Source organism: Roseinatronobacter alkalisoli (assembly GCF_028745735.1).
Classification (GTDB): Bacteria; Pseudomonadota; Alphaproteobacteria; order Rhodobacterales; family Rhodobacteraceae; genus Roseinatronobacter; species Roseinatronobacter alkalisoli.
In genome coordinates this window covers 133263-155027 of the sequence record NZ_JAQZSM010000009.1, presented here as the reverse complement: position 1 = coordinate 155027, position 21765 = coordinate 133263, and the positions used below count along the sequence as shown (strand labels likewise).

Genomic DNA, 21765 nt, shown 5'->3' with positions numbered 1-21765 from the left:
GGCGTCCCTGGCTATCGCAGATGGCATGTAACTTGGTATTCATGCCGCCCTTGGTCCGCCCGATCAGGCGACCACGCCCCCCTTTTTCACGCCCATGCTGGTCGCGGTGCGGTGTGCTTTGAGGTAGGTCGCGTCGATCATGACGGTCTTCTCTTCGCCATGCTCGGCTGCCAGACCGGCCATGATCCTGGCGAAGACGCCCTTGTCACTCCATCGTTTCCATCGGTTGTAAAGTGTCTTGTGGGGACCGTATTCCTTTGGGGCGTCTCGCCACCGTAAGCCATTGCGATTGATGAAGATAATCCCACTCAAGACCCGCCGATCATCGACGCGGGGCTTGCCATGGGACTTCGGGAAGTAAGGCGCCAAACGCGATATCTGCGCATCGCTTAACCAGAAAAGATCAGACATATCACCGCTCCGTTTTCGGGCGGTGAATCACGATGCACGCATGAAATCAATGGGTCCTGACCCTAAAGCAGTTATCAGTGTCGGGGTGCAACGTAAAATTTATTTTTTGTGGGGTTACACGCGATCTAGATGATCTTCTTAGCGCTCATGAATCAGTTGATAGATACGTTCAGGGTGTTGAACTCAAGCCACTTACAGCAGATGCGATTTGGGAAATAATTGATGATGTGGAGTTGGAGTTTGGGGTCAAATTTCATCGCGGGCAGCGAGTGAGAATAAGTCAAATATCTTGTGGATATCCGCATTTTGCTCATCTCATTTTGAAGTATTCTCTATTAACTATGTTTGAAAATGAGAACACAGAAGAAGTAGTCTGTTCAGATGTTTTTACTAATTCACTAAGAGTTTCTGCAGAAAAAGCAGCTACAAGGCTTAGGACGGCCTACGACGCAGCTATTCAGAAGGGTACGGATCGGTACGTTGAAGTTTTATTTGCGCTGGCGAACGGTCCTCATTTAGCTCGACAATTTAAAGAAGTGATGGAGGATTATAGGAGGATTATGGCAAAACGGCCTAGAAGAAATGGCTACGATATAGATAAGAATAACGGGCAAGATTTGAGGAATGCATTAGAAAGTCTCTACAAAAGAGAATTCTTGAGAAAAGGAAAGTCTGGGTGGTATGAGTTTAGCGATCCAATGTTAAGGGGATATGTTCGACTGATCGCCGAGCAAGAGGGAGTTGAATTGGGGGACGATGTCTTTCCTGCGTAATTTTCCAAGGCTGCGAGTCAGGAGAACATAAATGACCTCTCTCACAGCAGACTTCTTTCTTCCCTCACCCCCGCTGCAATTTCACCGGCTCTGTCCGCGCCAGCCGCAGAACATGGGCCATAAACGGCTTCCCCGCATCTTCATCGCGCACCGCCGCGTAAAGCCGCCGTGTCAGGCCGTGTTCTGTGATGCGCTTGGTCACATAGTCGGAATGATAGCGCACATCGCGCAGCACCCAGTCGGGCAGGACCGACACGCCGCGCCCTGATGCCACCAGCAGCAGGATAACGGCAGTCAGTTCCACCTGCCGTATCGCGCGGGGTTCGACCTTGGCGGGGGTCAGCAGCTGGGTGAACACATCCAGCCGGTTGCGGTCCACCGGATAGGTGATCAGCGTTTCCTCGCGAAAATCGGGTGCGGTAACATAGTCCTGTGCTGCCAGCCGGTGGGTGGCTGATGCCACGAAAACCGGTTCATAATCAAACAGCGGCAGAAAGCTGATGCCCGGCAGATCTTCAGGGTCGGAGGAGATGACAAGATCCACCTCCTCGCGTTTCAGCGCGGGCAGGGCATCAAAGGCCAGACCGGGGCGGATATCGACATCGACATCGCCCCAGGCCTTGCGGAACCGTTCCAGCACCGGAAACAGCCAGTCGAAACAGGCATGGCATTCAATGGCGATATGCAGCCGTCCCGACCGGCCCTTGACCAGCCCGGTGAATTCCTCTTCCAGCGCCGTGACGCGCGGCAGGATATCTTCTGCGGCGCGCAGCATTTTCTGCCCGGCTGCCGACAGTTTCAGCGGCTTGGACCGGCGCACGAATAATTCGACCCCTGCCTGTTCTTCCAACCCCTTGACCTGATGCGACAGGGCGGACTGGGTCATGTTCAGCAGTTCGGCGGCGCGGGCCAGCCCGCCGGCGTCATGGATGGCCTTGATGGTGCGCAGATGCCGGAATTCGATATGCATCCTTCAATCCCGTTCATAATGGTGATGAGAATAATGAATTGGTTTCACATTCGCGACTGTGGCACAAGAGGGCAACCAAAACCGGAGCACAGACGATGACCACACCGCGCATTTCCTTCGAATTCTTCCCGCCAAAGACGCTGGATGCCAGCTTCCGGCTGTGGGAGACCGTGCGCATGCTGGCCCCGCTTGCCCCGGAATTCGTGTCGGTCACCTATGGGGCAGGGGGCACAACACGACAGCTGACGCATGAAGCCGTCACCACCATCGGTGCGCAATACGGGCTGAATGTCGCGGCACATCTGACCTGTGTGGATGCCACGCGCGCCGAAACACTGGAGATTGTGAATGCCTATGCCAATGCCGGCGTGTCCGAGATTGTGGCGCTGCGCGGTGATGCGCCCAAAGGGGCCGCAAGGTTCACCCCCCATGCCGATGGTTTCGCATCATCGATCGAACTGATCGAGGCATTGGCCAATACCGGCAAGTTCAAGATCCGCGTCGGCGCCTATCCTGAACCCCACCCCGATGCGCCCGATGCCCGTGCCGATGTGATGTGGCTGAAGCGCAAGTTTCAGGCTGGCGCGGATTCGGCCATCACGCAGTTCTTCTTTGAACCCGAAACATTCCTGCGCTTCCGCGATGAATGCGCGCGTCAGGGGATTACCGGCAAGATCATTCCGGGCATCATCCCGATTGAAAACTGGGCCGGAATCCGCAAATTCGCCAGCGCCTGCAACACGCATATTCCGGCATGGATGGATGAGGCGTTTGAAAAGGCCGCGCGCGATGGGCGCGAAGACCTGCTGGCGACAGCAATCTGCGCTGAAATGTGTGACCGGCTGATTTCCGAAGGGGTGGAAGATCTGCATTTCTATACCCTGAACCGCGCTTACCTGACGCGCGATGTCTGCCATGCGCTGGGCGTACAGCCACAGGTTACGCTGGAAAACGTTGCCTGATCTGCGCAAAGCCCGATTGACCTGCCCTGACGAAAGCCTTATGGCAATGCGACGTGGCGCTTTGTTACCGGATTGCGGGCCACGTTAAAAAAACCGCTAAAGAGGTCAGGGCGTGATTCGCCCCCGGCCTGTGACAGTCCGGGGGTTTTTCTTTGCCTCGGGGGCTGGCATGGCACAAGACTGGGATAAGCGCACGAAACTGGTGCATGCGGGCGCGCGGCGCAGCCAATATGGCGAAGTGGCCGAAGCGATTTTTCTGACGCAAGGGTTTGTCTACCCCTCGGCCGAAGCGGCGGAAGCGCGGTTTCTGGAAACCGGCGCGGATGAATTCATCTATGCGCGTTATGGCAACCCCACAGTCGCCGTGTTCGAAGAACGGATTGCCGCGATCGAAGGCACCGAAGACGCATTTGCCACCGCATCGGGCATGGCGGCGGTGTCGGGCGCGCTCACATCCATGCTGCGTTCAGGCGATCATGTCGTGTCATCGCGCGCGCTGTTCGGGTCATGCCTGTATATCCTGGAAGAAGTGCTTGCCCGCTATGGTGTGCAGGTTGATTTCGTGGATGGCACCGATCTGGACCAGTGGCGCGCAGCTATCCGCCCCGATACGCGCGCAGTGTTTTTTGAAACCGTGTCCAACCCAACACTGGAAGTGGTGGATCTGCGCGGAATCGCGGAAATTGCCCATGCGGTGGGCGCAACAGTTGTGGTGGATAATGTCTTTGCCACGCCGATCTTCAGCCGCGCGGTTGAACTGGGTGCGGATGTGGTGATTTATTCCGCCACCAAGCATATCGACGGGCAGGGGCGTGCGCTGGGTGGCGTGATCTGCGGCACGCGCGAATTTATTCGTGGTACTGTCGAACCTTACATGAAACATACCGGCGGCGCGCTTAGCCCGTTCAACGCCTGGATCATGCTGAATGGTCTGACCACGATGGACCTGCGCGTGCGCGCGCAGGCGGCCAGCGCGCAGGCCATCGCCGAAGCGCTGCAAGGTGACCCCCGACTGGCGCGCGTTATTTTCCCGGGCTTGCCGGACCACCCGCAGCATACGGTTGCGAAGGTGCAGATGGGTGGTTTCGGCACCGTGCTGGCGCTGGATATCGCGGCGGGCAAGGAGGCGGCATTCCGCTTTCTGAATGCGCTGAAAATAGCTGTTATTTCCAATAATCTGGGCGATGCGCGGTCAATCGTGACTCATCCCGCCACCACCACGCATCAGCGCCTGCCCGATGATCAGAAACTGGAACTGGGCATCAGCCCCGGTCTGGTCCGGTTGTCAGTGGGGCTGGAAGCGACCACCGATCTGGTCGCCGATCTCCGCAGCGCACTTGACGCGGTCTGATTTCCATCCGATTCTGCGTCTGACCCGTATAATCGTGGAAATCAGGAAACTGACGCTTATGTATGGAAAGCGACAGACAGGAAGGGACACCACGATGAATATCCACCTGCCAGGACTGGATCAGGCCCCGACCAGGGATGAGGTCGAAGCGGCGCTTGATTTGCTGCGCCGTTTCGCCGACACGGCCCCGGCGGATGACCGCGCGCAAGTGGTGTCCGCAGTGACAGATTTGCTGCCCGCTGCGACCTATCCGGCCCTGTCGCGCGACTACCCGGCTGATTTTCAGGTGACGGACGCCTATAAATCCGCATTGCCGGATTTGCAGAACGGGCCTGCCAGCCTGATCGTGGGGGCCAAGGCCCCGATCCAGCATGTGGGCATTTCCAATTTCCGCCTGCCGATCCGCTATCATACGCGCGACAATGGCGATGTGATGCTGGAAACCTCTGTCACGGGCACTGTCAGCCTTGAAGCGGAAAAGAAGGGCATCAACATGTCCCGCATCATGCGCAGTTTCTACGCGCATGCCGAAAGCACATTCAGCATCGATGTGATCCGCGCCGCGCTGGAAGATTACAAGGCCGATCTGGAAAGCTTTGACGCGCGGATCATGATGCGGTTTTCATTCCCGATGAAGGTGCGCTCGCTGCGCTCCGGTCTGACCGGGTATCAGTATTATGATATCGCGCTGGAACTGGTGGATAGTGCCGGTGTGCGGCAGGTCTTCATGCATCTGGATTATGTCTATTCGTCAACCTGTCCCTGTTCGCTGGAACTCAGCGAACATGCGCGCGCCACACGGGGGCAACTGGCCACGCCGCATTCGCAGCGTTCTGTTGCGCGTGTGTCGGTGCAGGTGCTGGATGGCCCGCCGCTGTGGTATGAAGATCTGGTCGATCTGTGCCGTGCCGCTGTGCCCACGGAAACGCAGGTCATGGTCAAGCGCGAGGATGAACAGGCCTTCGCCGAACTGAACGCCGCCAATCCGATATTTGTCGAGGATGCAGCGCGCAGTTTCTGCGAACAGTTGGAAAATGATCCGCGTATCGGGGATTTCCGCATTGTTGCCAGCCATCAGGAAAGCCTGCACAGCCATGATGCGGTCAGCGTGTTGACGCGCGGTCCGGCATTCCAGGCCGAAAGCCTTGATCCGCGCCTGTTCAGCACGCTGTTTCATGTGGGTTAAGGTTCTTGCGCCTGTAAGCCACTGATGGCAGGTTGCGCCCATGATGGCGCAAACACCAATTCTGACCGTGACCCTGAACCCGGCGCTGGACCTGTCCGCGCGGGTTCCTGAAATGGTGGCCGGACCGAAGCTGCGCATGACGGACCCTGTGTATGAACCGGGCGGGGGCGGGGTCAATGTAGCGCGCGCCATCAATGCATTGGACGGGCAGGTGCGTGCATGGGTTGCGCTGGGGGGCAGTACCGGCGCGCAACATTACGCCCTGCTGCACGCGCAGGGGGTGGATGTTCACCAGTTCGACGCCCCCGGTGACACGCGCCAAAGCTGGGCTATTACTGACGGGCAGGGCCAGCAGTTCCGCCTGCAACTGCCGGGCGCGGACTGGACACAGACCGATGCGGACCGTGCCCTTGCCGATATTGTCGCGCAGGCGGCAGGGCTGGTTGTTCTCAGCGGGTCGCAGCCGCCCGGTATGGATGGCGCTTTTCCGCAACAACTGGCCCGCGCGCTGCACGCCGGGCGGCTGGTTCTGGATACATCGGGTGCAGCGCTGGCGCAGGTTGTCGGCCAGCCCGACCCCGCAGCACCGCTGCATGTCCTGCGTCTGGATCAGGCCGAGGCAGAGGAACAGGCCGCGCACCCCCTGCCGCAGGTGGCGGATGTGCTGGAATTCGCGCAGAAACTGGTCGCGCGTGGCGTCGCGGCACATGTCTGCATTGCCCATGGCGCCAACGGGTCGGTGCTGGCGGGGCGGGATCTGGCGCTGCATTGCCGCCCGCCACAGGTGCAGGTGGCCAGCAAGGTCGGCGCTGGTGACAGTTTCACCGGCGCCTTCACCCTGTCGCTGGCGCGCGGGCAGGACATGGCGCAGGCATTGCTAACGGGCACGGCGGCGGCGGCGGCTGCGGTCATGACCGACGGCACCGCGCTGTGCCGACGCGCAGATATGCAGGCAATTCTGCCGGAATGCACCCTGCAGACGCTTCGTGCTTGACAGGGCCGCGCGCTGGCGCGATGGCTCTCGCATGTTGGATATTCGCCCTGTTATTCACCTTGTCGGATTGTTGACCTTTGCCCTTGGCGCAATCATGTTGCTGCCGCTTGCTGTTGATTGGCAGGCAGGCCATGACAACTGGAAAGGGTTTGCGCAGGCGTCGTTCCTGACTTGCCTGATCGGGGCGACCGCCACGCTCAGCACCCGTTCGGCACTGGATCAGGGTCTGGGGCGGCGGCAGTCCTTTCTTATGACGGGCAGTGTCTGGGCGGTTCTGCCCGCATTCGGGGCGCTGCCCTTCCTGTTGGGCGCACCACAGGCCGATGTTACCCATGCCTATTTCGAAGCGATGTCAGGCATGACCACCACCGGCACCACGGTATTTGTCGGGTTGGATGACATGCCGCCGGGGGTGTTGCTGTGGCGCTCGATCCTGCAATGGCTGGGGGGCTTGGGTATCATCATTGTGGCACTGGTATTTCTGCCGGTTCTGCGGGTGGGGGGGATGCAGCATTTCCAGTCCGAAGCCTTTGACACCATGGGCAAGGTCATGCCACGGGTCTATGATATTTCGGCGGCGTTGCTTCAGGTCTATCTGGGACTGACCCTGCTGGCGGTCATGGCCTATATGGGGTTTGGCATGTCGGGGTTTGACGCGCTGAACCATGGTCTGACCACCATTGCCACAGGCGGCTTTTCAACGCGCGATGCATCATTCGCGGCATTCGTGGGGCCGCTGGAATATGTCGGTGCGCTGTTCATGGTGCTGGCGGGGCTGCCGTTTATCCGCTTGATCCAGTTGATGGGCGGGTCGGTGCAGGCGATCTGGCAGGATGTCCAGATACGCGCGTTTCTGCGATGGATTGTCTATGCGGTTGCAGCGGTGATGGCCTATCGCCTGGCCGTGACGGATGCAGGGGTCTGGGATGTGCTGCGCGGCACCCTGTTCAATGTGATCACGCTGTTCACCGGCACCGGATATGGCAGCGAGGATGTGGGCGCCTGGGGGGATTTCCCGTTGCTTGTTGTCATGCTGGTGGGGTTCATCGGGGCCTGCACTGCATCCACGGGCTGTTCGATCAAGGTGTTCCGGTTTCTGGTGCTGTTCGAGGCGATCAAGATGCGGATGCGCCAGCTCAGCAGCCCGCGCCGCGTGATGGCCATCAAGCTGGGCGGCAAACGGCTGGAGCAGGACGTGATCAATTCCGTCATTGTCATGTTCACGGCTTTTGCGGGTATTTTCATGATTCTGGCTGTCGCATTGGCGCTGACAGGGCTGGAAACCCGCACAGCGCTGACAGCGGCATGGACCGCGATATGCAATATCGGGCCGGCCTTTGGCCCGGAAGTGGGCGAAACCGGTGCCGTGGACGGGTTTCCCGACCGGGCGAAATGGCTGATGATACTGGGGATGTATCTGGGCCGGCTGGAAGTGCTGGCCGTTCTGGTCCTGTTGCTGCCGCGTTTCTGGCGGGCGTGACCGGGGTATGGCGGGGGCGCTGGCGTCCGGGTGATGGATGTAGCGGCGCCAGCGGTGGGCCGGGGCCTGCCGGTCCGGCGGTGTAGGGATTCACTTTATCCGCGCGGCATAACCCCGCCATTCATGGACTGAATCAGCATCAGCAAAACCGGCAGGCCGCGGGACGGCCCACCGGTGGCGCGGCGGCCTGTCGGCCTTTGTTTCGCGCCTTTGGGATTCCCACATGCGTTTCAGGTTGCAAACCGCCCGCCAACGGGCCGTTGCAACCTGAAGCATCCTGCTATTGCCAGCAGGACACCAGAACCGTAACGTCGCCCGATACTTGGGTCAGCGTTTCAGGGGGCATGATGGCCGCGTTGTCGGCTGATGTTCCGACCGCAATATCATTGCTGCGCAGAAAACTGCGGATTGCGTCGGACGGCACGGCGAAACTGACTTCGGGCGGCAATTGGCGTGCGTCATCGCGCGGTTGCCCATACAACACCCCCACAACCGCCCCGTTCGCGCCGAATACCGGACCGCCCAGATCGCCGGGGCGGACTGCCGCGCTCAGGCGGATACGGTCGCTTTCGCCATTCAGGCCGTTCAGATCCTCGATCCGGCCGAAGGTCAGCACCGGACGTGTCAGCATGTCCTCAAAGGAAAAGCCGGAAATGGTGATATCACTGCCACGGTGCAGCGCGTCTTGCTGGAACTGCGCAAAGGCCATGGGCACCAATGGGTTCTCGGGTTCCAGAATGGCCAGTCCAAGTGCGTCGTCACGCGCGACCACGCGCGCGGTATTGGCCTCGTCCAGGGTGACGCGTTCGCAATTGGCCACGGCCCCGGCACTGGTCAGTACAGTGCCGGTCGCATCGATATAAAAGCCTGATCGCGAAAAGGCGGGCCTGCGCACTGTCAGCCCCGACAGCAGGTCACCACGCGGCACAAGGCTGGCGGGTCCGGCACTGTCGGGCAGCGCGCTGCCGAATGTCTCGAAGCTTGATTCCATCATTGGAAGAACACGCGCCATCTGATCATCGCGTTCCGGTGTCCAGATCAATGTATAGCCCTTGATCTGACCATTGCGGAACTGCGCGACGGTATGCGATCGTAAGCTATCGCTTTGACCTGTCAGCAGAAAACTGTTCTGACGGCGCTCTCGCTCCCCTTCCAGGGGGACGATATCCAGCGTCTGCATGATTTCATACAAACCGAACAGGGTGGCATTCGTGCCGGTCTGGCTGATCAGAAGCGCGCGCACGCCGCTGTCGTCACGTTCGTCAAAATGAACGAAGGGTGTCTCGCGACGGTCAAAGCGCATCATGGCCAGGGGCAGGTCAATGCTGATGCCCGCATCTTCGTCGCGCCATGTGTCCATACCCAGCATGGCCAGTTCCCCCTGCCATGCGTCAAGCAATTGCGCGCGCTGGCGCGTGGTCAGAACGCCGGTCTCCTCCAGCCCCTGATCCGCTTGCCATGCCTGCATCGACCGGCGCGTACCCGGTCCGATGGCCCCGTCTATGCCCAATGTGTAATGGCCGAACCATTGCAGCGCGGTTTGCAGATCAACGCGCTCATCGCGTGTCAGCAGGCGTTCTGAAGCCTGCGCCTCGCGCAAGGTTTCTTCGGGTTCAGGTTCGGGCTGTGGTGCGGGTTCCGGCTCCGGTTCCGGCGCTGGCGTGGTTTCGGCAAACTGCGTATCAGGTTCAGCAGGCAGATCATCGCCAGGGGCCGTGCTGATCGACGGTGAAGGTGCAACGCGGGGCGCGTCCGGGCCCGTGGGGAAAACCTGATCAAGATAATTCGCGCCATTGCTGATAAAGGCATCAATCGGAATCGCGTTTTCGCTGCGCAACTGTCGGCGCACTGCAAAAGCGTCAGTATCGTTTTCAAACGGGCCAACGCTGATCGCATACCAGTCGCTGGGCAGCAGGAACCCGCTGACACTGCCGATACGCGCGTCATATGTCCGCGCGGCGTCCAGTGCTTCATCCAGATCACGATGCGCTTCTATCTGCACCCAGCGTTGCTCCTGCGCGGAGACACCCCACCAGCCCCCGGACATCGCTGTGACTGATACTGTCGCGGCAAAATATGCGCAGTTCCGTAACCCTGATAGCATTCCCGAAAACCTTTCTTCGTCGTTCATTTTTCATGCGCTGCCCACGCAAAGGGGTTTAAGCGTTGACCCTTGGCGACAGCATGCCTATTGAGACGCAGCTTTAAGATAATGCGCGCGCAAGGCAAGGGGCCGCAATGGCTGAAACTATCGAAAACCGTTCACAAAAGCCGCGAAGCTTTCAGGAAATCATCCTGCGGCTTCAGAATTACTGGGCCGCGAAGGGCTGCGCGGTGCTGCAACCCTATGACATGGAAGTGGGCGCGGGCACGTTTCACCCCGCCACCACCTTACGCGCGCTTGGCACGAAAGCATGGGCTGCGGCCTATGTTCAGCCCTCGCGCAGGCCCACGGACGGGCGCTATGGGGAAAACCCCAACCGGCTGCAGCATTACTACCAATATCAGGTCATCATCAAACCCAGCCCGCCGGATTTGCAGGAATTGTATCTGGGCAGTCTGCGCGCCATCGGCATCGATGACAGTCTGCATGACATTCGTTTCGTGGAGGATGACTGGGAATCCCCCACCCTTGGCGCATGGGGTCTGGGCTGGGAAGTGTGGTGCGACGGGATGGAAGTGTCGCAATTCACCTATTTCCAGCAGGTGGGTGGGCATGATTGCCGCCCTGTTTCGGGCGAGTTGACCTATGGTCTGGAACGGCTGGCCATGTATGTCCTGGGCGTGGATCATGTGATGGACATGCCCTTCAACGCGCCTGATGCGCCGATCCCGCTGAAATACGGCGATATCTTCCGCCAGACGGAAGAAGAATATTCGCGCCACAACTTCCACGCCGCCACCACCGATATGCTGCTGCGCCATTTCGAGGATGCAGAATCGGAATGCGCGCGCCTGCTGGATATGGGTGCCGATGACCCCGCGACCGGCAAACGCATCATCATGGTGCATCCCGCTTATGATCAATGCATCAAGGCCAGCCATCTGTTCAACCTGCTGGACGCGCGCGGCGTCATTTCGGTGACCGAACGTCAGGCCTATATCGGGCGGGTGCGGGCCTTGGCCAAACTCTGCGCTGATGCTTTCGTGCAGACCGAAGCGGGTGGGGCCGTGGCCTGATGGGGCGTTTTCTGGTTATTCTGCTGCTGGGCTGCGCCGTGCTTGCGGGAGCGGGCATGTGGTATGTCCAGGTCTATGCGTTTTATGACGAACTGCCCCCGCAGGATAAGGTGCAACTAACCCCTGTGGGCGCACTGGCCGCGCAGGATTTCGCGGTCACCAATTTCCGCGGCATTGATTCCGACAGCTCGCCCATCCGCTACCGCGCGTGTTTTGACATTGACGCGGATGCGGGTGCGCTGACCCCCTATGCCAATGCCACGCCCATGTTCGCGCCTGACTGGTTTGACTGTTTCGATGCGGGCGCGCTGACCCTTGCGCTGGAAAGCGGGCAGGCGCAGGCGGTCATGGGGGTGTCGAATATCCGCTATGGTATTGACCGTGTTGTGGTCCTTATGGACGGGCGCGGTTATGCATGGCAGCAGATCAACCCCTGTGGCACCGCCCATTTCGACGGCGACCCGGTCCCGCCCGGCTGTCCGCCCCCACCTGAACGCTGAAAGACATATCCCATGGCTGACCTTCTGATCGAGCTGTTCTCCGAGGAAATTCCGGCGCGCATGCAGGCGGGCGCCTGCGATGCGCTGAAGCGGTTGGTCACGGACGGGCTGGTGGAACGCGGCCTGACCTATGGCCATGCGCAGGCTTTTGCCACGCCCCGCCGACTGGCGCTGGCGGTGCAGGGCTTGTCTGACCACAGCCCGACGACCCGCGAAGAACGCCGCGGCCCGAAGGTGGGTGCGCCCGAAAAGGCTGTGGAGGGGTTTTTGCGTTCCACCGGGGTGACGCTGGAGGATCTGGAAATCCGCGACGACAAGAAGGGGCAGGTCTATATCGCCAATGTCGTCACCGAAGGGCGCGCGGCAAGTGCCATTGTGGCCGAGGTGCTGGAAGGCGCGATCCGTAATTTCCCATGGCCCAAATCCATGCGCTGGGGCGAAGGCAGTTTGCGCTGGGTGCGGCCCTTGCATTCAATCCTGTGCATTCTTTCCACCGAGGCGGGCGCGGATGTGGTGCCGCTGGATGTGGACGGTATTGTGTCGGGCGACCGCACACGCGGGCATCGGTTTATGGCGCCGGATGAATTTTCTGTTGTGAATGTCGAGGATTACGCGGAAAAGTTAAAGCGTGCCAAGGTCATTCTGGACCCTGTGGAACGCGCCGACCATATCTGGAATGACGCCAGCCAGATGGCCTTTGCGGCGGGGTTGGATCTGGTGGAGGATCGCGGCTTGCTGACTGAGGTGGCGGGGCTGGTCGAATGGCCGGTGGTGCTGATGGGGCGCATTGATGCGCAATTCCTTGGCCTGCCGCCGGAAGTGCTGCAGACCTCGATGAAGGAACACCAGAAGTTCTTTTCGCTGCGCGACCCGAAATCCGGGCAGATCACGGGGTTTGTGACCGTTGCGAACCGCGAAACCGTGGATGATGGCGTGACTATTCTGGCCGGCAATCAGAAGGTTCTGGCGGCGCGGTTGTCGGATGCAAAATTCTTTTGGGACAATGACTTGCGGATGGTTGCTGATGCAGGGCTTGAAGGGATGGGGGCAGGGCTGAAGGATGTGACCTTCCACAACAAGCTGGGGTCGCAGGCTGGCCGGATTGCGCGGATTGAAGCGCTGGCGCGCGAGATCGCGCCGCTGGTGGGGGCGGATGCGGATCTGGCCGCGCAGGCCGCGCGGGTGGTCAAGGCCGATCTGCGCTCGGAAATGGTCGGGGAATTTCCCGAACTTCAAGGGCTTATGGGCAGTTATTACGCGCGGGCGGCAGGTCTGCCCGAAGATGTGGCACGCGCCTGTGTGGAGCATTACCAACCGCTGGGGCCGTCGGATTCCGTGCCGTCCTCGCCAGTATCCGTCGCCGTGGCATTGGCGGACAAGATTGATACGCTGACAGGGTTCTGGGCGATTGATGAGAAGCCTACAGGGTCGAAAGACCCTTACGCGCTGCGTCGGGCAGCGCTGGGGGTTATTCGGTTGGTGTTGGGGAATGAGGTGCGAATTGGGCTCAGCGATTTGCTAAAGCTGCAAATGAATCAGCAGCATCTCCAAGGCACTCAACCTAACCACAAAGATTTCATGGGTATTTGTAAGCACATTGCCGCAATCCTTCACAAGGACGATCAAGAAATTGAAGTGGTTGCAAGACGCATCCTACGCGGGAACTATGACTCTGTTTCAGATGTTAGGAAGTCGTTCAAAGAAAGCTTGGAAAATCTTGTTGGGCAAGAGTTGTCGAGTAACATCTGGGATGAGTTTATCGCTAAATCGATCTATTTTCAGTTTCTAGAAAATCAGCTATTCCGTACTCCTGACCTCCTCGCCTTCTTCCACGACCGCCTGAAAGTCCACCTGCGCGAGCAGGGCATCCGGCATGATGTGATCGACGCCTGCCTTGCCATGCCGGGCAATGATGACCTGACGCTGCTGGTCAAACGCGCCGAGGCGCTGGCGGCGTTTCTGAAAACCGAGGATGGCGGGAACCTGCTGCAAGGGTTCAAGCGCGCGAATAACATTCTGACGCAGGCCGAAGCAAAGGACGGGGTGGAATACAGCTTCGGGCCTGACCCGAAACTGGCCGAAGATGGCGCGGAACGCGCGTTGTTTGCAGCGCTCGATCAGGCGGAGGCCGCCATCACCCCCGCCATGGGGGCGGAAGATTTCGCCACCGCCATGCAGGCCATGGCCAGCTTGCGCGCGCCGATTGATGCGTTTTTCGACGCGGTGCAGATCAACGCGGACAACCAGATCCTGCGCCGCAACCGGCTGAACCTGCTGCACCGCATCCGCGCCACCTGCCTGCAAGTGGCCGATCTGACGCGGGTTGAAGGGTAGGGCGCGCCTGCACCAAGCCGCGCCAGCGGTGGGCCGGGGTCTGCCGGTCCCACGTTTTAGAAGTTCACTTTATGCAAGCTCCATACTCCGTCATTCAAGGCTTGGCATAACACCAGCCAAACCGGCAGGCCGCGGGACGGCCCACCGGTGGTGCGGGCCAGGCTTCGCCCTTGTTCCGCACACTGGGGGCAAAGCGCCGTTTCCTGCTCCGATAACAAAACCTTGAGTCTGCGCCGCATTGGCCTATGCTGCGCCGCAGCCAATAGGTGTGACATGCCCAAATACCTGACCCTGACCGATTATGCGCAGATCACCGGATCCGCGCCCATCAAACGCCAGACCCATGGCTGGCGCGCAAAATGCCTGCAACGGCTGGTGCGGCTGGACATGCCGGTGCCGCAGACCGTGGCGCTGTCATTCGCGGTGGTGCGCGAAATCGCGACCGGTGCGCAGATGAACCTGCGCCATCTGCTGGGGCATTTCCCCAAGGGGCAGCTTTTATCCGTGCGCCCCTCGGCAGAGCATCCGGAATGGGGTGGGCCAGCGGCGATTCTGAATATCGGCATGAATGACGAGATGCACGCCCAGATCAGCGAAACCCATGGCGCGGCTGTGGCGACTGCGCTTTACCTGCGTTTCGTGCAATCCTACGCGGCGCATGTGGCCCATCTGGACCCCGATATGTTCGATGCAGTTGAACCGTCAATGACGGCGTTGCATGCGGCCTTGCGCGAATATGAATCTGAGGTGGAAGAACCATTCCCCCAATCGCCCGCGCAACAGCTGGCGGATGTGCTGCGGTCGATGGCGCGCGCCTGGGAAGGGACGTCGGCGCGGCTGCTGCGGCAGGCGAAGGGTGCCCCTGTCGATGCCGGTCTGGGGCTGGTGGTGCAGGCCATGGCAGGAGGTGTCGGTATCGGGTTGAGCGGGGCGGGGCTGATCCGGTTCATCGACACGGATACAGGCGTGCCCAATGTAATGGGGCGGTTCCGGTCTGACGGGCAGCACGGGGCGGATGCCCTGAAGAACGGCGAGAATGTGCTCTATCTGACACGCGACCCGCGCGGGCCATCGCTGGAAGAATATTGCCCCGATGCCTATGCGCAATTGCTGGAGCATGGGCGCAATGCGCGCCAGCGCCTGCGCGAGGAAATGGAGATAGAGTTCACGCTGGATGATGGCAAGCTGTGGGTGCTGGACGCGATCACGGTGCAGCGGTCGTCACGCGCGGCGGTGCGCGTGGTGGTCGATCTGGCCAATGACAATATCATCCTGCGCGATGAGGCGCTGATGCGCATTCCGCCCAAGGCGCTGAGCGAGTTGCTGCACCGTCAGGTAGACCCCCGCAGCCGCCCAGAGGTTTTCGCCAGCGGTATCGCGGCCAGCCCCGGTGCGGCCATCGGGCGGATCGTGTTCAGTTCCGGCGCGGCACAGGCCAGCGCCGCCCGCGACGAGGCCTGCATTCTGGTGCGCCGCGAAACCACGCCCGAGGATATTCGCGGCATGCATGCCGCCAGCGCTGTGCTGACGGAACGCGGCGGCATGACCAGCCACGCTGCCGTCATCGGGCGCGGGCTTGGTGTGCCCTGTGTGGTGGGGGTGTCGCGTGTCCAGATTGATGCGCGGCGCAAGACCCTGACCGCAGGCGGGCGCACCCTGTCGGAAGGGGATGTCGTGACAGTGGACGGCACCAGCGGGCATATTTTTCTGGGCGAGGTGCCGCTGCTGGAACCCGCGCTGGATGACCGGTTCCAGACGCTGCTGTCCTGGGCGGATGCGCGCCGCGACATTGGCATCCGCGCCAATGCCGACACGCCTGCGGATGCGCGCATCGCACGGGATTTTCTGGCGCAGGGAATCGGGCTGTGCCGCACGGAACATATGTTTTTTGAGGATGACCGCCTGACATTGATGCGCGAAATGATCTTCGCGGACACGGCCGAGGACCGGTCAGATGCGCTGGAACGCCTGCTGCCGATGCAGCGTGCTGATTTCATTGACCTGTTCGAAATCATGCAGGGTCAGCCGGTCTGCATCCGTTTGTTTGACCCGCCCTTGCATGAATTCCTGCCGCATTCCAAGGAAGGGCTGCGGTTTCTGGCCGATGCGCTTGGCAAACCCTTGTCCGAAATAACCCGCCGCGCAGAGGCATTGTCGGAATTCAACCCGATGCTGGGCATGCGTGGCGTGCGGCTGGGTGTGACCATTCCCGAAATTTATGAAATGCAGGTGCGTGCGATATTCGAGGCCACGATCGAAATCAGCCGACGCGATGCGCATATCGTGCCGGAAATCATGATCCCACTGGTTTCCGCCATGCGAGAGGTGGAACTGGTCAAATCCCGCATTGATGCCGCGGCCGCTGCTGTCCGGTCCCGTTCGGGCGGAACGTTCGATTACAAGCTGGGGGTGATGGTGGAAACACCGCGTGCGGCGCTGCGCGCAGGCGATATTGCGCTGCATGCCAGTTTCCTGTCCTTCGGCACGAATGACCTGACACAGATGACCTATGGCCTGTCGCGCGATGATGCGGGGCGTTTCATGTCGGTTTATGTGCAGCAGGGCGTCTTCCCCGAAGATCCGTTCCACACGCTGGATCTGGACGGGGTGGGCGAATTGCTGCGCCTTGGTGCGGAACGGGGGCGGGCTGCGCGCGATGACCTGACGCTTTCGATCTGTGGCGAGCATGGCGGCAACCCGGAATCGATTCGTTTTTGCCGCGACCTGGGGTTCGATTATGTGTCCTGCTCGCCCTTCAGGGTGCCGGTTGCACGCCTTGCTGCGGCGCAGCTTGTGATCGCGGAAGAATTATCCTGACCCCATGATAGCCCGTACTGCAAGGGAATTTCCCGACCGCCTCGGCTTGAATATGCCGGATATTGCATGTGATTGCATTGCATGGGTGGATTTTTGTCCGGTTTTGGACTAAGGCATTCACGAAATCGTAATATTGCTTCAGATAGGTGTAGTGCGCCAAGGGTTGGCGCGGCGTTAAAATGAACAAAGCTGCTCAACATATGGCAGTGGCCCGGAAGTCCTGTGCAACAGGGCGGCCTGACGCTGCAACCGATGCTTCCATGAAGCGCCGGACCGGACGCGGGCGCAAAGCGCTGGCGGTGTCCGCGATATGGGGCATGTCCTTGCTGGTTGCACTGCCCAGTATGGGATCACGGGTAGAAAACGCGACTTTGAACGGCGATATGCGCGCCAAACTGGTGATGGCGGCCTTGCAAGGCAGCAATCCCGCTATGCGCAATGACATATCGCTGCATACTGACCGGCTGGGCGATGTGTCCGTGCCCGCAGATCCGCGGCCTGTCGCTGTTCCCGGTGAGGGGGTGACGATTGACAGCTTCGGTCTGAACCGGACAGGGGTTTATGCCCGCAATGTGGATCTTGCGGCGCTGACTGCCATGACCGACCGGTCGCATGGCACTGCCGATGCGCCACCGCAGTCCCCGCCTGTGCTGGCGACGCAGATGGTGGCGGCGGTTGACGCGCATTTGTCGACAAGTGGCGTAGTGGCGGCCCCTGTTGCCCTTGGCGGCAGTTTTGCACCGCATGTATCCCTGCGCCCTGTCGCGCGCCCCGCAGCACTGGAACGGCGCGTGGTGCAGTATTCGGCGTCCTGGCTGCGCAGGCAGCAGATCGGCGAACTGGATGAACAGGCACAATGTCTGGCCACCGCCATCTATCACGAAGCGCGTGGTGAAACCCTGCGGGGGCAATTTGCTGTGGCAGAGGTCATCCTGAACCGGGCCCAGTCGCGCAAATTTCCCAACAGCATTTGCGGTGTGGTCTATCAAGGTGCCGTTGCGGGGCGTATCGGAGGCTGTCAGTTCAGTTTTGCCTGTGACGGGCGTTCGGAAAATATGCCCAATCGCCGCGCCGCAGATCTGGCGCGCCGCATCGCCTATGTCATGTCGCAGGGTGCGCATCGCGGGCTGACCGGCGGCGCGCATTATTTCCATACCACTGCGGTAAACCCGTCATGGTCTGATCGTTTCACGCAAACAACACGGATTGGTGCGCATCTTTTCTATCGTGGTTGATCCGGTGATGGGGCAGGGCCATGTCGTATATGCGCGCCCTGAGGGCGCGAATACGCGTTGAACCCCGCTGCATAGTCGGTATGACGGGCGCAGTGATGAAGGATGCCCCTGTGATGAGCTCTGATATACGACTGGCTTTTGCCCATCCCGAAGCGCGTGCCGAAGCATCGGCACCCGCTGATCCGCGTGACCGCATCAGCCTGCGCGATCATATCGTCGAGGTGGAGATCGGCGCGTTTCAGGCCGAACGTGGCCAGCGCCAGCGCGTGCGCTTCGATATCGTGGTAGAGGTGCGGCCAAACCCTGCCCCTCTGGAAGATGATGTTGACCGCATCCTGTCCTATGACCGCATTGCCGATGCAATTGCCGCAGAACTGGCCGCCGAACGGCTGAACCTGCTGGAAACACTGGCCGAACGCATTGCCGACCGTATCTTGCTGGAACCACAGGCCATGCGGGCCTTTGTCCGTGTCGAAAAGCTGGATCGCGGGCCGGGCGCGCTGGGGGTGGAAATCGTACGCAACCGTGCGTCCCAGCCGTTGCGCGCGCTGGATGCGGCGGGGCAGGAAGAACCAGTGCATCCGCTGGTGGTCTATCTGGACAATGACATGATTGCAGCGCCCGGTCTGGCGGCGCGGCTGGATGGGCTTCAGGCCAGTGGCCCGCCGGTGATTCTGTGCGTGGGCATGCCACCTGAAACACCGCCCGCAGTTACCCCCCGCGCTGTGCAGCGCCGCATCGATCTTCTGGCGCTGGAACAGAATGCGTGGCGTCTGGCGGCATTGGACCGGCGTTGCGTGGTGGTGGCCAGCCGCACGGAAATCGACTGGGCCATGAAGCAGGGCCAGATGATTGTCTGGGCACCGTCCAAGCTGATCCTTGATTCAACCGACAGCCCCGATTGCAGCCCGCGTGACGGCGTGGCGCTGGCGCTGTGGCTGGCGGAACATGTCGCCGCCGAACGCCTGCTGGTGCCTGAAGGCATGCTTATTCCGCCCGGCAGCCATGTCCCGCAAGGGCGGTTACCCGCCTGAGAATTTGCGCGGTATCTTGTGCCGGGGCGCAGTTAAGGGCAAAGAGTTGGCATGAAAAGCTATCTCTGCCCGTTTTTGCGCCCCGCTGCGCAGGTGCCGGATACTCTGCCTGCCTTGCGCGGACAGACCGGGCTGCGTATCGCCGGTATCGACATACTGACGCGCGCGGAACCGCAGCGCACCAGCCGTGGGTTTGACCCCGCGACAGACCATGTTTTGACCGCATCACCCGCGCTGCTTTGCGGGCTGGCGCTGGACCACCCCCGCATCATGGGTATTGTGAATGTCACGCCGGACAGTTTTTCCGATGGCGGGCGTTTCAACAGCATGGATGGCGCGCTGGCGCAGGCGCGCAGGCTGGTGGCGGACGGGGCCGATATTCTGGATATCGGCGGCGAGTCTACCCGGCCCGGCGCGCAGGAAGTCCCCGCCAACGAAGAGATCGCCCGCACCGCGCCCCTGATCCGCGCCTTGCGCGCCGAAGGGGTAACGCAGCCCATCTCGATTGACACGCGCAAGGCCGCTGTCGCGGCGGCCGCACTGGAAGCGGGCGCTGATATTGTGAATGATGTTTCAGCGCTGACATGGGACCGTGATCTGGCGCGGGTGGTTGCGGATGCGGGCGTGCCTGTCTGCCTGATGCACGCGCAGGGCACCCCGCAGACCATGCAGAACAACCCGGAATATGATGATGTACGCATGGATGTGTTTGATTGGCTGATGCGGGCCATTACCCGCGCCACGGATGCGGGCATTGCGCCGGAGCGCATCATCGTGGACCCCGGCATCGGATTCGGCAAGACGATTGAGCATAATCTTGCCTTGCTGCGCGATCTCGCCCTCTTTCACATGACGGGGTGTGCTATCTTGCTGGGTGCGTCGCGCAAACGCTTCATCGGCAGTATCAGCGGGGTGCAGGATGCGGCGGAACGTGTGTCCGGATCGCTTGCTGTGGCGCTGGCGGCTGCTGACGCGGGCGCACAGATTTTGCGCGTGCATGATGTTGCGCAGACACGACAGGCGCTGGCCATGTGGCGGGCATTGAACATGATGGATGGCAGGGAACAGGTATGAGTGGGAAATTATTTGGCACTGACGGGGTGCGCGGCACGGCAAACAGCTATCCGATGACTGCGGATATGGCGCTGAAACTGGGCGCGGCAGCGGGCCGGCATTTCCGGCGTGACGGGTCGAACGGGCATCGTGTCGTCATTGGCAAGGACACGCGGCTGTCAGGCTATATGATCGAAACCGCGTTGACAGCCGGACTGACATCCACGGGCATGAATGTGCTGTTGCTGGGTCCGGTGCCTACGCCCGCAGTGGGGTTTCTGACGCGTTCCATGCGCGCGGATCTGGGGATCATGATTTCTGCCAGCCACAATGCCCATCAGGACAATGGCATCAAGTTCTTTGGCCCCGACGGGTTCAAACTGTCCGATGCGGATGAAGCAGAAATCGAACGCATTGTGAGCGGGGCGATAACCCCGGTGCAGCCCGCCAATATCGGGCGGGCCAAACGCATCGAGGATGCGGGCGGGCGCTATGTCGAATATGCCAAGACCACCTTGCCGCGCGGCACGCAGCTTTCGGGGATGAAGGTGGTGCTCGATTGCGCCAATGGCGCGGCCTATAAGGTCGCCCCGCAGGTGTTGTGGGAACTGGGAGCAGAGGTGATCAAGGTGGGTGTGGAACCCAATGGCACCAATATCAACCTTGACTGCGGATCGACCCATCCGCGCCATTGCGCGGCCAAGGTTCTGGAAACCGGCGCCGATCTGGGCATCACGCTGGATGGCGATGCGGACCGGGTGATCATCATTGATGAACGCGGCCAGATTGCCGATGGCGACCAGATCATGGCGCTGTTCGCCCATCGCTGGGCCCTGGCGGACCGGTTGCATGACGGGGTGCTGGTGGCAACGGTCATGTCCAATCTGGGGCTGGAGCGGTTCCTGCAGGGCCATGGCCTGCGGCTGGAACGCACGGCCGTGGGCGATAGGCATGTCGTGGAACGTATGCGCCAGGGAGGCTGGAATCTGGGGGGCGAGCAATCCGGCCATATCGTGATGACGGATTATGCCACGACCGGGGACGGGTTGATTGCGGCGCTGCATTTTCTGGCCGCGATGATGGAAACCCAGAAGCCCGCATCCCTGTTGGCACGCAGTTTCGACCCGGTCCCGCAGATGCTGCGCAACCTGCGCACCGTGCCGGGGGTTGATATTCTGTCATCCGATCAGGTGAAGGCCGCGATCGATGCAGCCAAGGCCCGGCTTGATGGCTGCGGGCGGCTGCTGATCCGCAAATCGGGCACCGAGCCGCTGGTGCGTGTCATGGCGGAATGCGAAGATGAAGGTCTGCTGGCTGATGTGGTGAACGGTATTATTGCGGAAATGGAAAACGTCGCCTGAAGCGGTTTCCGGGCGGGGTGTGATTTTCCGGGGGGCTTGGGGGGGGGGGGGCCCCCCCCCCCCCCCCCCCCCCCCGGGGGGCCCCCCCCCGCGGCACCCCCCGCGGGGTGTTGTTGCCGGCAGA

16 protein-coding genes, 1 pseudogene and 1 riboswitch are annotated in these 21765 nt (G+C 60.8%); of the genes and pseudogenes, 14 read left to right on the top strand and 3 right to left on the bottom strand.

Annotated elements, in window-relative coordinates; all coding sequences use genetic code 11:
• Positions 1–411, bottom strand: a pseudogene (locus PUT78_RS11785) (IS5 family transposase); the annotation flags it as partial.
• 77 nt (positions 412–488) lie between these two features.
• On the opposite strand from PUT78_RS11785, the gene PUT78_RS11780 reads away from it, so the two are divergent.
• Positions 489–1184, top strand: a complete 696-nt coding sequence (locus PUT78_RS11780; RefSeq protein ID WP_274352462.1) for a hypothetical protein — start codon at positions 489–491, stop codon at positions 1182–1184.
• Positions 1185–1248: 64 nt separating this feature from the next.
• Here PUT78_RS11780 and PUT78_RS11775 read toward each other — a convergent pair whose 3' ends face one another.
• Positions 1249–2154 carry a LysR family transcriptional regulator gene (locus PUT78_RS11775; RefSeq protein ID WP_274352461.1) on the bottom strand — a complete coding sequence of 302 codons (906 nt, stop codon included), beginning with the start codon at positions 2152–2154 and terminating at the stop codon, positions 1249–1251.
• A 95-nt stretch (positions 2155–2249) separates the two neighbouring features.
• On the opposite strand from PUT78_RS11775, the gene metF reads away from it, so the two are divergent.
• From metF to PUT78_RS11750, 5 genes are all read left to right on the top strand, one after another.
• Positions 2250–3116 carry a methylenetetrahydrofolate reductase [NAD(P)H] gene (gene metF / locus PUT78_RS11770; RefSeq protein WP_274352460.1) on the top strand — a complete coding sequence of 289 codons (867 nt, stop codon included), beginning with the start codon at positions 2250–2252 and terminating at the stop codon, positions 3114–3116.
• 43 nt (positions 3117–3159) lie between these two features.
• Positions 3160–3237, top strand: a riboswitch (SAM riboswitch).
• Positions 3238–3285: 48 nt separating this feature from the next.
• Positions 3286–4467, top strand: coding sequence for an O-succinylhomoserine sulfhydrylase (gene metZ / locus PUT78_RS11765; protein ID WP_274352459.1), 1182 nt, complete (start codon positions 3286–3288; stop codon positions 4465–4467).
• A 94-nt stretch (positions 4468–4561) separates the two neighbouring features.
• Complete coding sequence (folE2, locus tag PUT78_RS11760; protein ID WP_274352458.1) at positions 4562–5653, top strand: GTP cyclohydrolase FolE2; 1092 nt, start codon at positions 4562–4564, stop codon at positions 5651–5653.
• 40 nt (positions 5654–5693) lie between these two features.
• Positions 5694–6647 (top strand): 1-phosphofructokinase family hexose kinase, encoded by a 954-nt coding sequence (locus PUT78_RS11755; RefSeq protein ID WP_337994675.1) that lies wholly within the window; start codon positions 5694–5696, stop codon positions 6645–6647.
• A 31-nt stretch (positions 6648–6678) separates the two neighbouring features.
• Positions 6679–8127 carry a TrkH family potassium uptake protein gene (locus PUT78_RS11750; protein WP_274352457.1) on the top strand — a complete coding sequence of 483 codons (1449 nt, stop codon included), beginning with the start codon at positions 6679–6681 and terminating at the stop codon, positions 8125–8127.
• Positions 8128–8407: 280 nt separating this feature from the next.
• Here the strand turns inward: PUT78_RS11750 and PUT78_RS11745 are convergent, their stop codons facing one another.
• Positions 8408–10258, bottom strand: a complete 1851-nt coding sequence (locus tag PUT78_RS11745) for a trypsin-like peptidase domain-containing protein (RefSeq protein WP_274352456.1) — start codon at positions 10256–10258, stop codon at positions 8408–8410.
• Between the two features lie 107 nt (positions 10259–10365).
• Between PUT78_RS11745 and PUT78_RS11740 the strand changes: the two genes are divergently transcribed.
• From PUT78_RS11740 to glmM, 8 genes are all read left to right on the top strand, one after another.
• Positions 10366–11307 (top strand): glycine--tRNA ligase subunit alpha, encoded by a 942-nt coding sequence (locus PUT78_RS11740; protein WP_274352455.1) that lies wholly within the window; start codon positions 10366–10368, stop codon positions 11305–11307.
• Positions 11307–11807, top strand: coding sequence for a DUF6446 family protein (locus PUT78_RS11735; protein WP_274352454.1), 501 nt, complete (start codon positions 11307–11309; stop codon positions 11805–11807). The genes PUT78_RS11740 and PUT78_RS11735 overlap by 1 nt, the downstream gene beginning before the upstream one ends.
• Before the next feature lie 12 nt (positions 11808–11819).
• Positions 11820–14141: a glycine--tRNA ligase subunit beta gene (gene glyS, locus PUT78_RS11730; RefSeq protein WP_274352453.1), complete on the top strand. Its 2322-nt coding sequence runs from the start codon at positions 11820–11822 to the stop codon at positions 14139–14141.
• 273 nt (positions 14142–14414) lie between these two features.
• Positions 14415–16958, top strand: coding sequence for a putative PEP-binding protein (locus PUT78_RS11725; RefSeq protein ID WP_274352452.1), 2544 nt, complete (start codon positions 14415–14417; stop codon positions 16956–16958).
• 260 nt (positions 16959–17218) lie between these two features.
• Entirely contained in the window at positions 17219–18193 is a 975-nt protein-coding gene (locus tag PUT78_RS11720) for a cell wall hydrolase (protein ID WP_274352451.1), read from the top strand.
• Positions 18194–18306: 113 nt separating this feature from the next.
• Positions 18307–19227 (top strand): dihydroneopterin aldolase, encoded by a 921-nt coding sequence (locus PUT78_RS11715; RefSeq protein ID WP_274352450.1) that lies wholly within the window; start codon positions 18307–18309, stop codon positions 19225–19227.
• A 51-nt stretch (positions 19228–19278) separates the two neighbouring features.
• A complete protein-coding gene (gene folP / locus PUT78_RS11710) occupies positions 19279–20301 on the top strand; it encodes a dihydropteroate synthase (protein ID WP_274352449.1) in 1023 nt (340 codons plus the stop codon).
• Positions 20298–21641 (top strand): phosphoglucosamine mutase, encoded by a 1344-nt coding sequence (gene glmM / locus PUT78_RS11705; RefSeq protein WP_274352448.1) that lies wholly within the window; start codon positions 20298–20300, stop codon positions 21639–21641. Before folP ends, glmM begins: the two co-directional genes overlap by 4 nt.
• Positions 21642–21765 lie beyond the last annotated feature (124 nt).

Excerpts from the sequence above, each read along its gene's own strand:
- metF (WP_274352460.1), top strand. The coding sequence starts at position 2,250 with ATGACCACACCGCGCATTTCCTTCGAATTCTTCCCGCCAAAGACGCTG.
- folP (WP_274352449.1), top strand. The coding sequence starts at position 19,279 with ATGAAAAGCTATCTCTGCCCGTTTTTGCGCCCCGCTGCGCAGGTGCCG.
- PUT78_RS11745 (WP_274352456.1), bottom strand. The coding sequence starts at position 10,258 with ATGAACGACGAAGAAAGGTTTTCGGGAATGCTATCAGGGTTACGGAAC.
- PUT78_RS11750 (WP_274352457.1), top strand. The coding sequence starts at position 6,679 with ATGTTGGATATTCGCCCTGTTATTCACCTTGTCGGATTGTTGACCTTT.
- PUT78_RS11740 (WP_274352455.1), top strand. The coding sequence starts at position 10,366 with ATGGCTGAAACTATCGAAAACCGTTCACAAAAGCCGCGAAGCTTTCAG.
- PUT78_RS11725 (WP_274352452.1), top strand. The coding sequence starts at position 14,415 with ATGCCCAAATACCTGACCCTGACCGATTATGCGCAGATCACCGGATCC.
- PUT78_RS11720 (WP_274352451.1), top strand. The coding sequence starts at position 17,219 with ATGAAGCGCCGGACCGGACGCGGGCGCAAAGCGCTGGCGGTGTCCGCG.
- PUT78_RS11735 (WP_274352454.1), top strand. The coding sequence starts at position 11,307 with ATGGGGCGTTTTCTGGTTATTCTGCTGCTGGGCTGCGCCGTGCTTGCG.
- folE2 (WP_274352458.1), top strand. The coding sequence starts at position 4,562 with ATGAATATCCACCTGCCAGGACTGGATCAGGCCCCGACCAGGGATGAG.
- metZ (WP_274352459.1), top strand. The coding sequence starts at position 3,286 with ATGGCACAAGACTGGGATAAGCGCACGAAACTGGTGCATGCGGGCGCG.
- glmM (WP_274352448.1), top strand. The coding sequence starts at position 20,298 with ATGAGTGGGAAATTATTTGGCACTGACGGGGTGCGCGGCACGGCAAAC.
- PUT78_RS11755 (WP_337994675.1), top strand. The coding sequence starts at position 5,694 with ATGATGGCGCAAACACCAATTCTGACCGTGACCCTGAACCCGGCGCTG.
- glyS (WP_274352453.1), top strand. The coding sequence starts at position 11,820 with ATGGCTGACCTTCTGATCGAGCTGTTCTCCGAGGAAATTCCGGCGCGC.
- PUT78_RS11775 (WP_274352461.1), bottom strand. The coding sequence starts at position 2,154 with ATGCATATCGAATTCCGGCATCTGCGCACCATCAAGGCCATCCATGAC.
- PUT78_RS11715 (WP_274352450.1), top strand. The coding sequence starts at position 18,307 with ATGAGCTCTGATATACGACTGGCTTTTGCCCATCCCGAAGCGCGTGCC.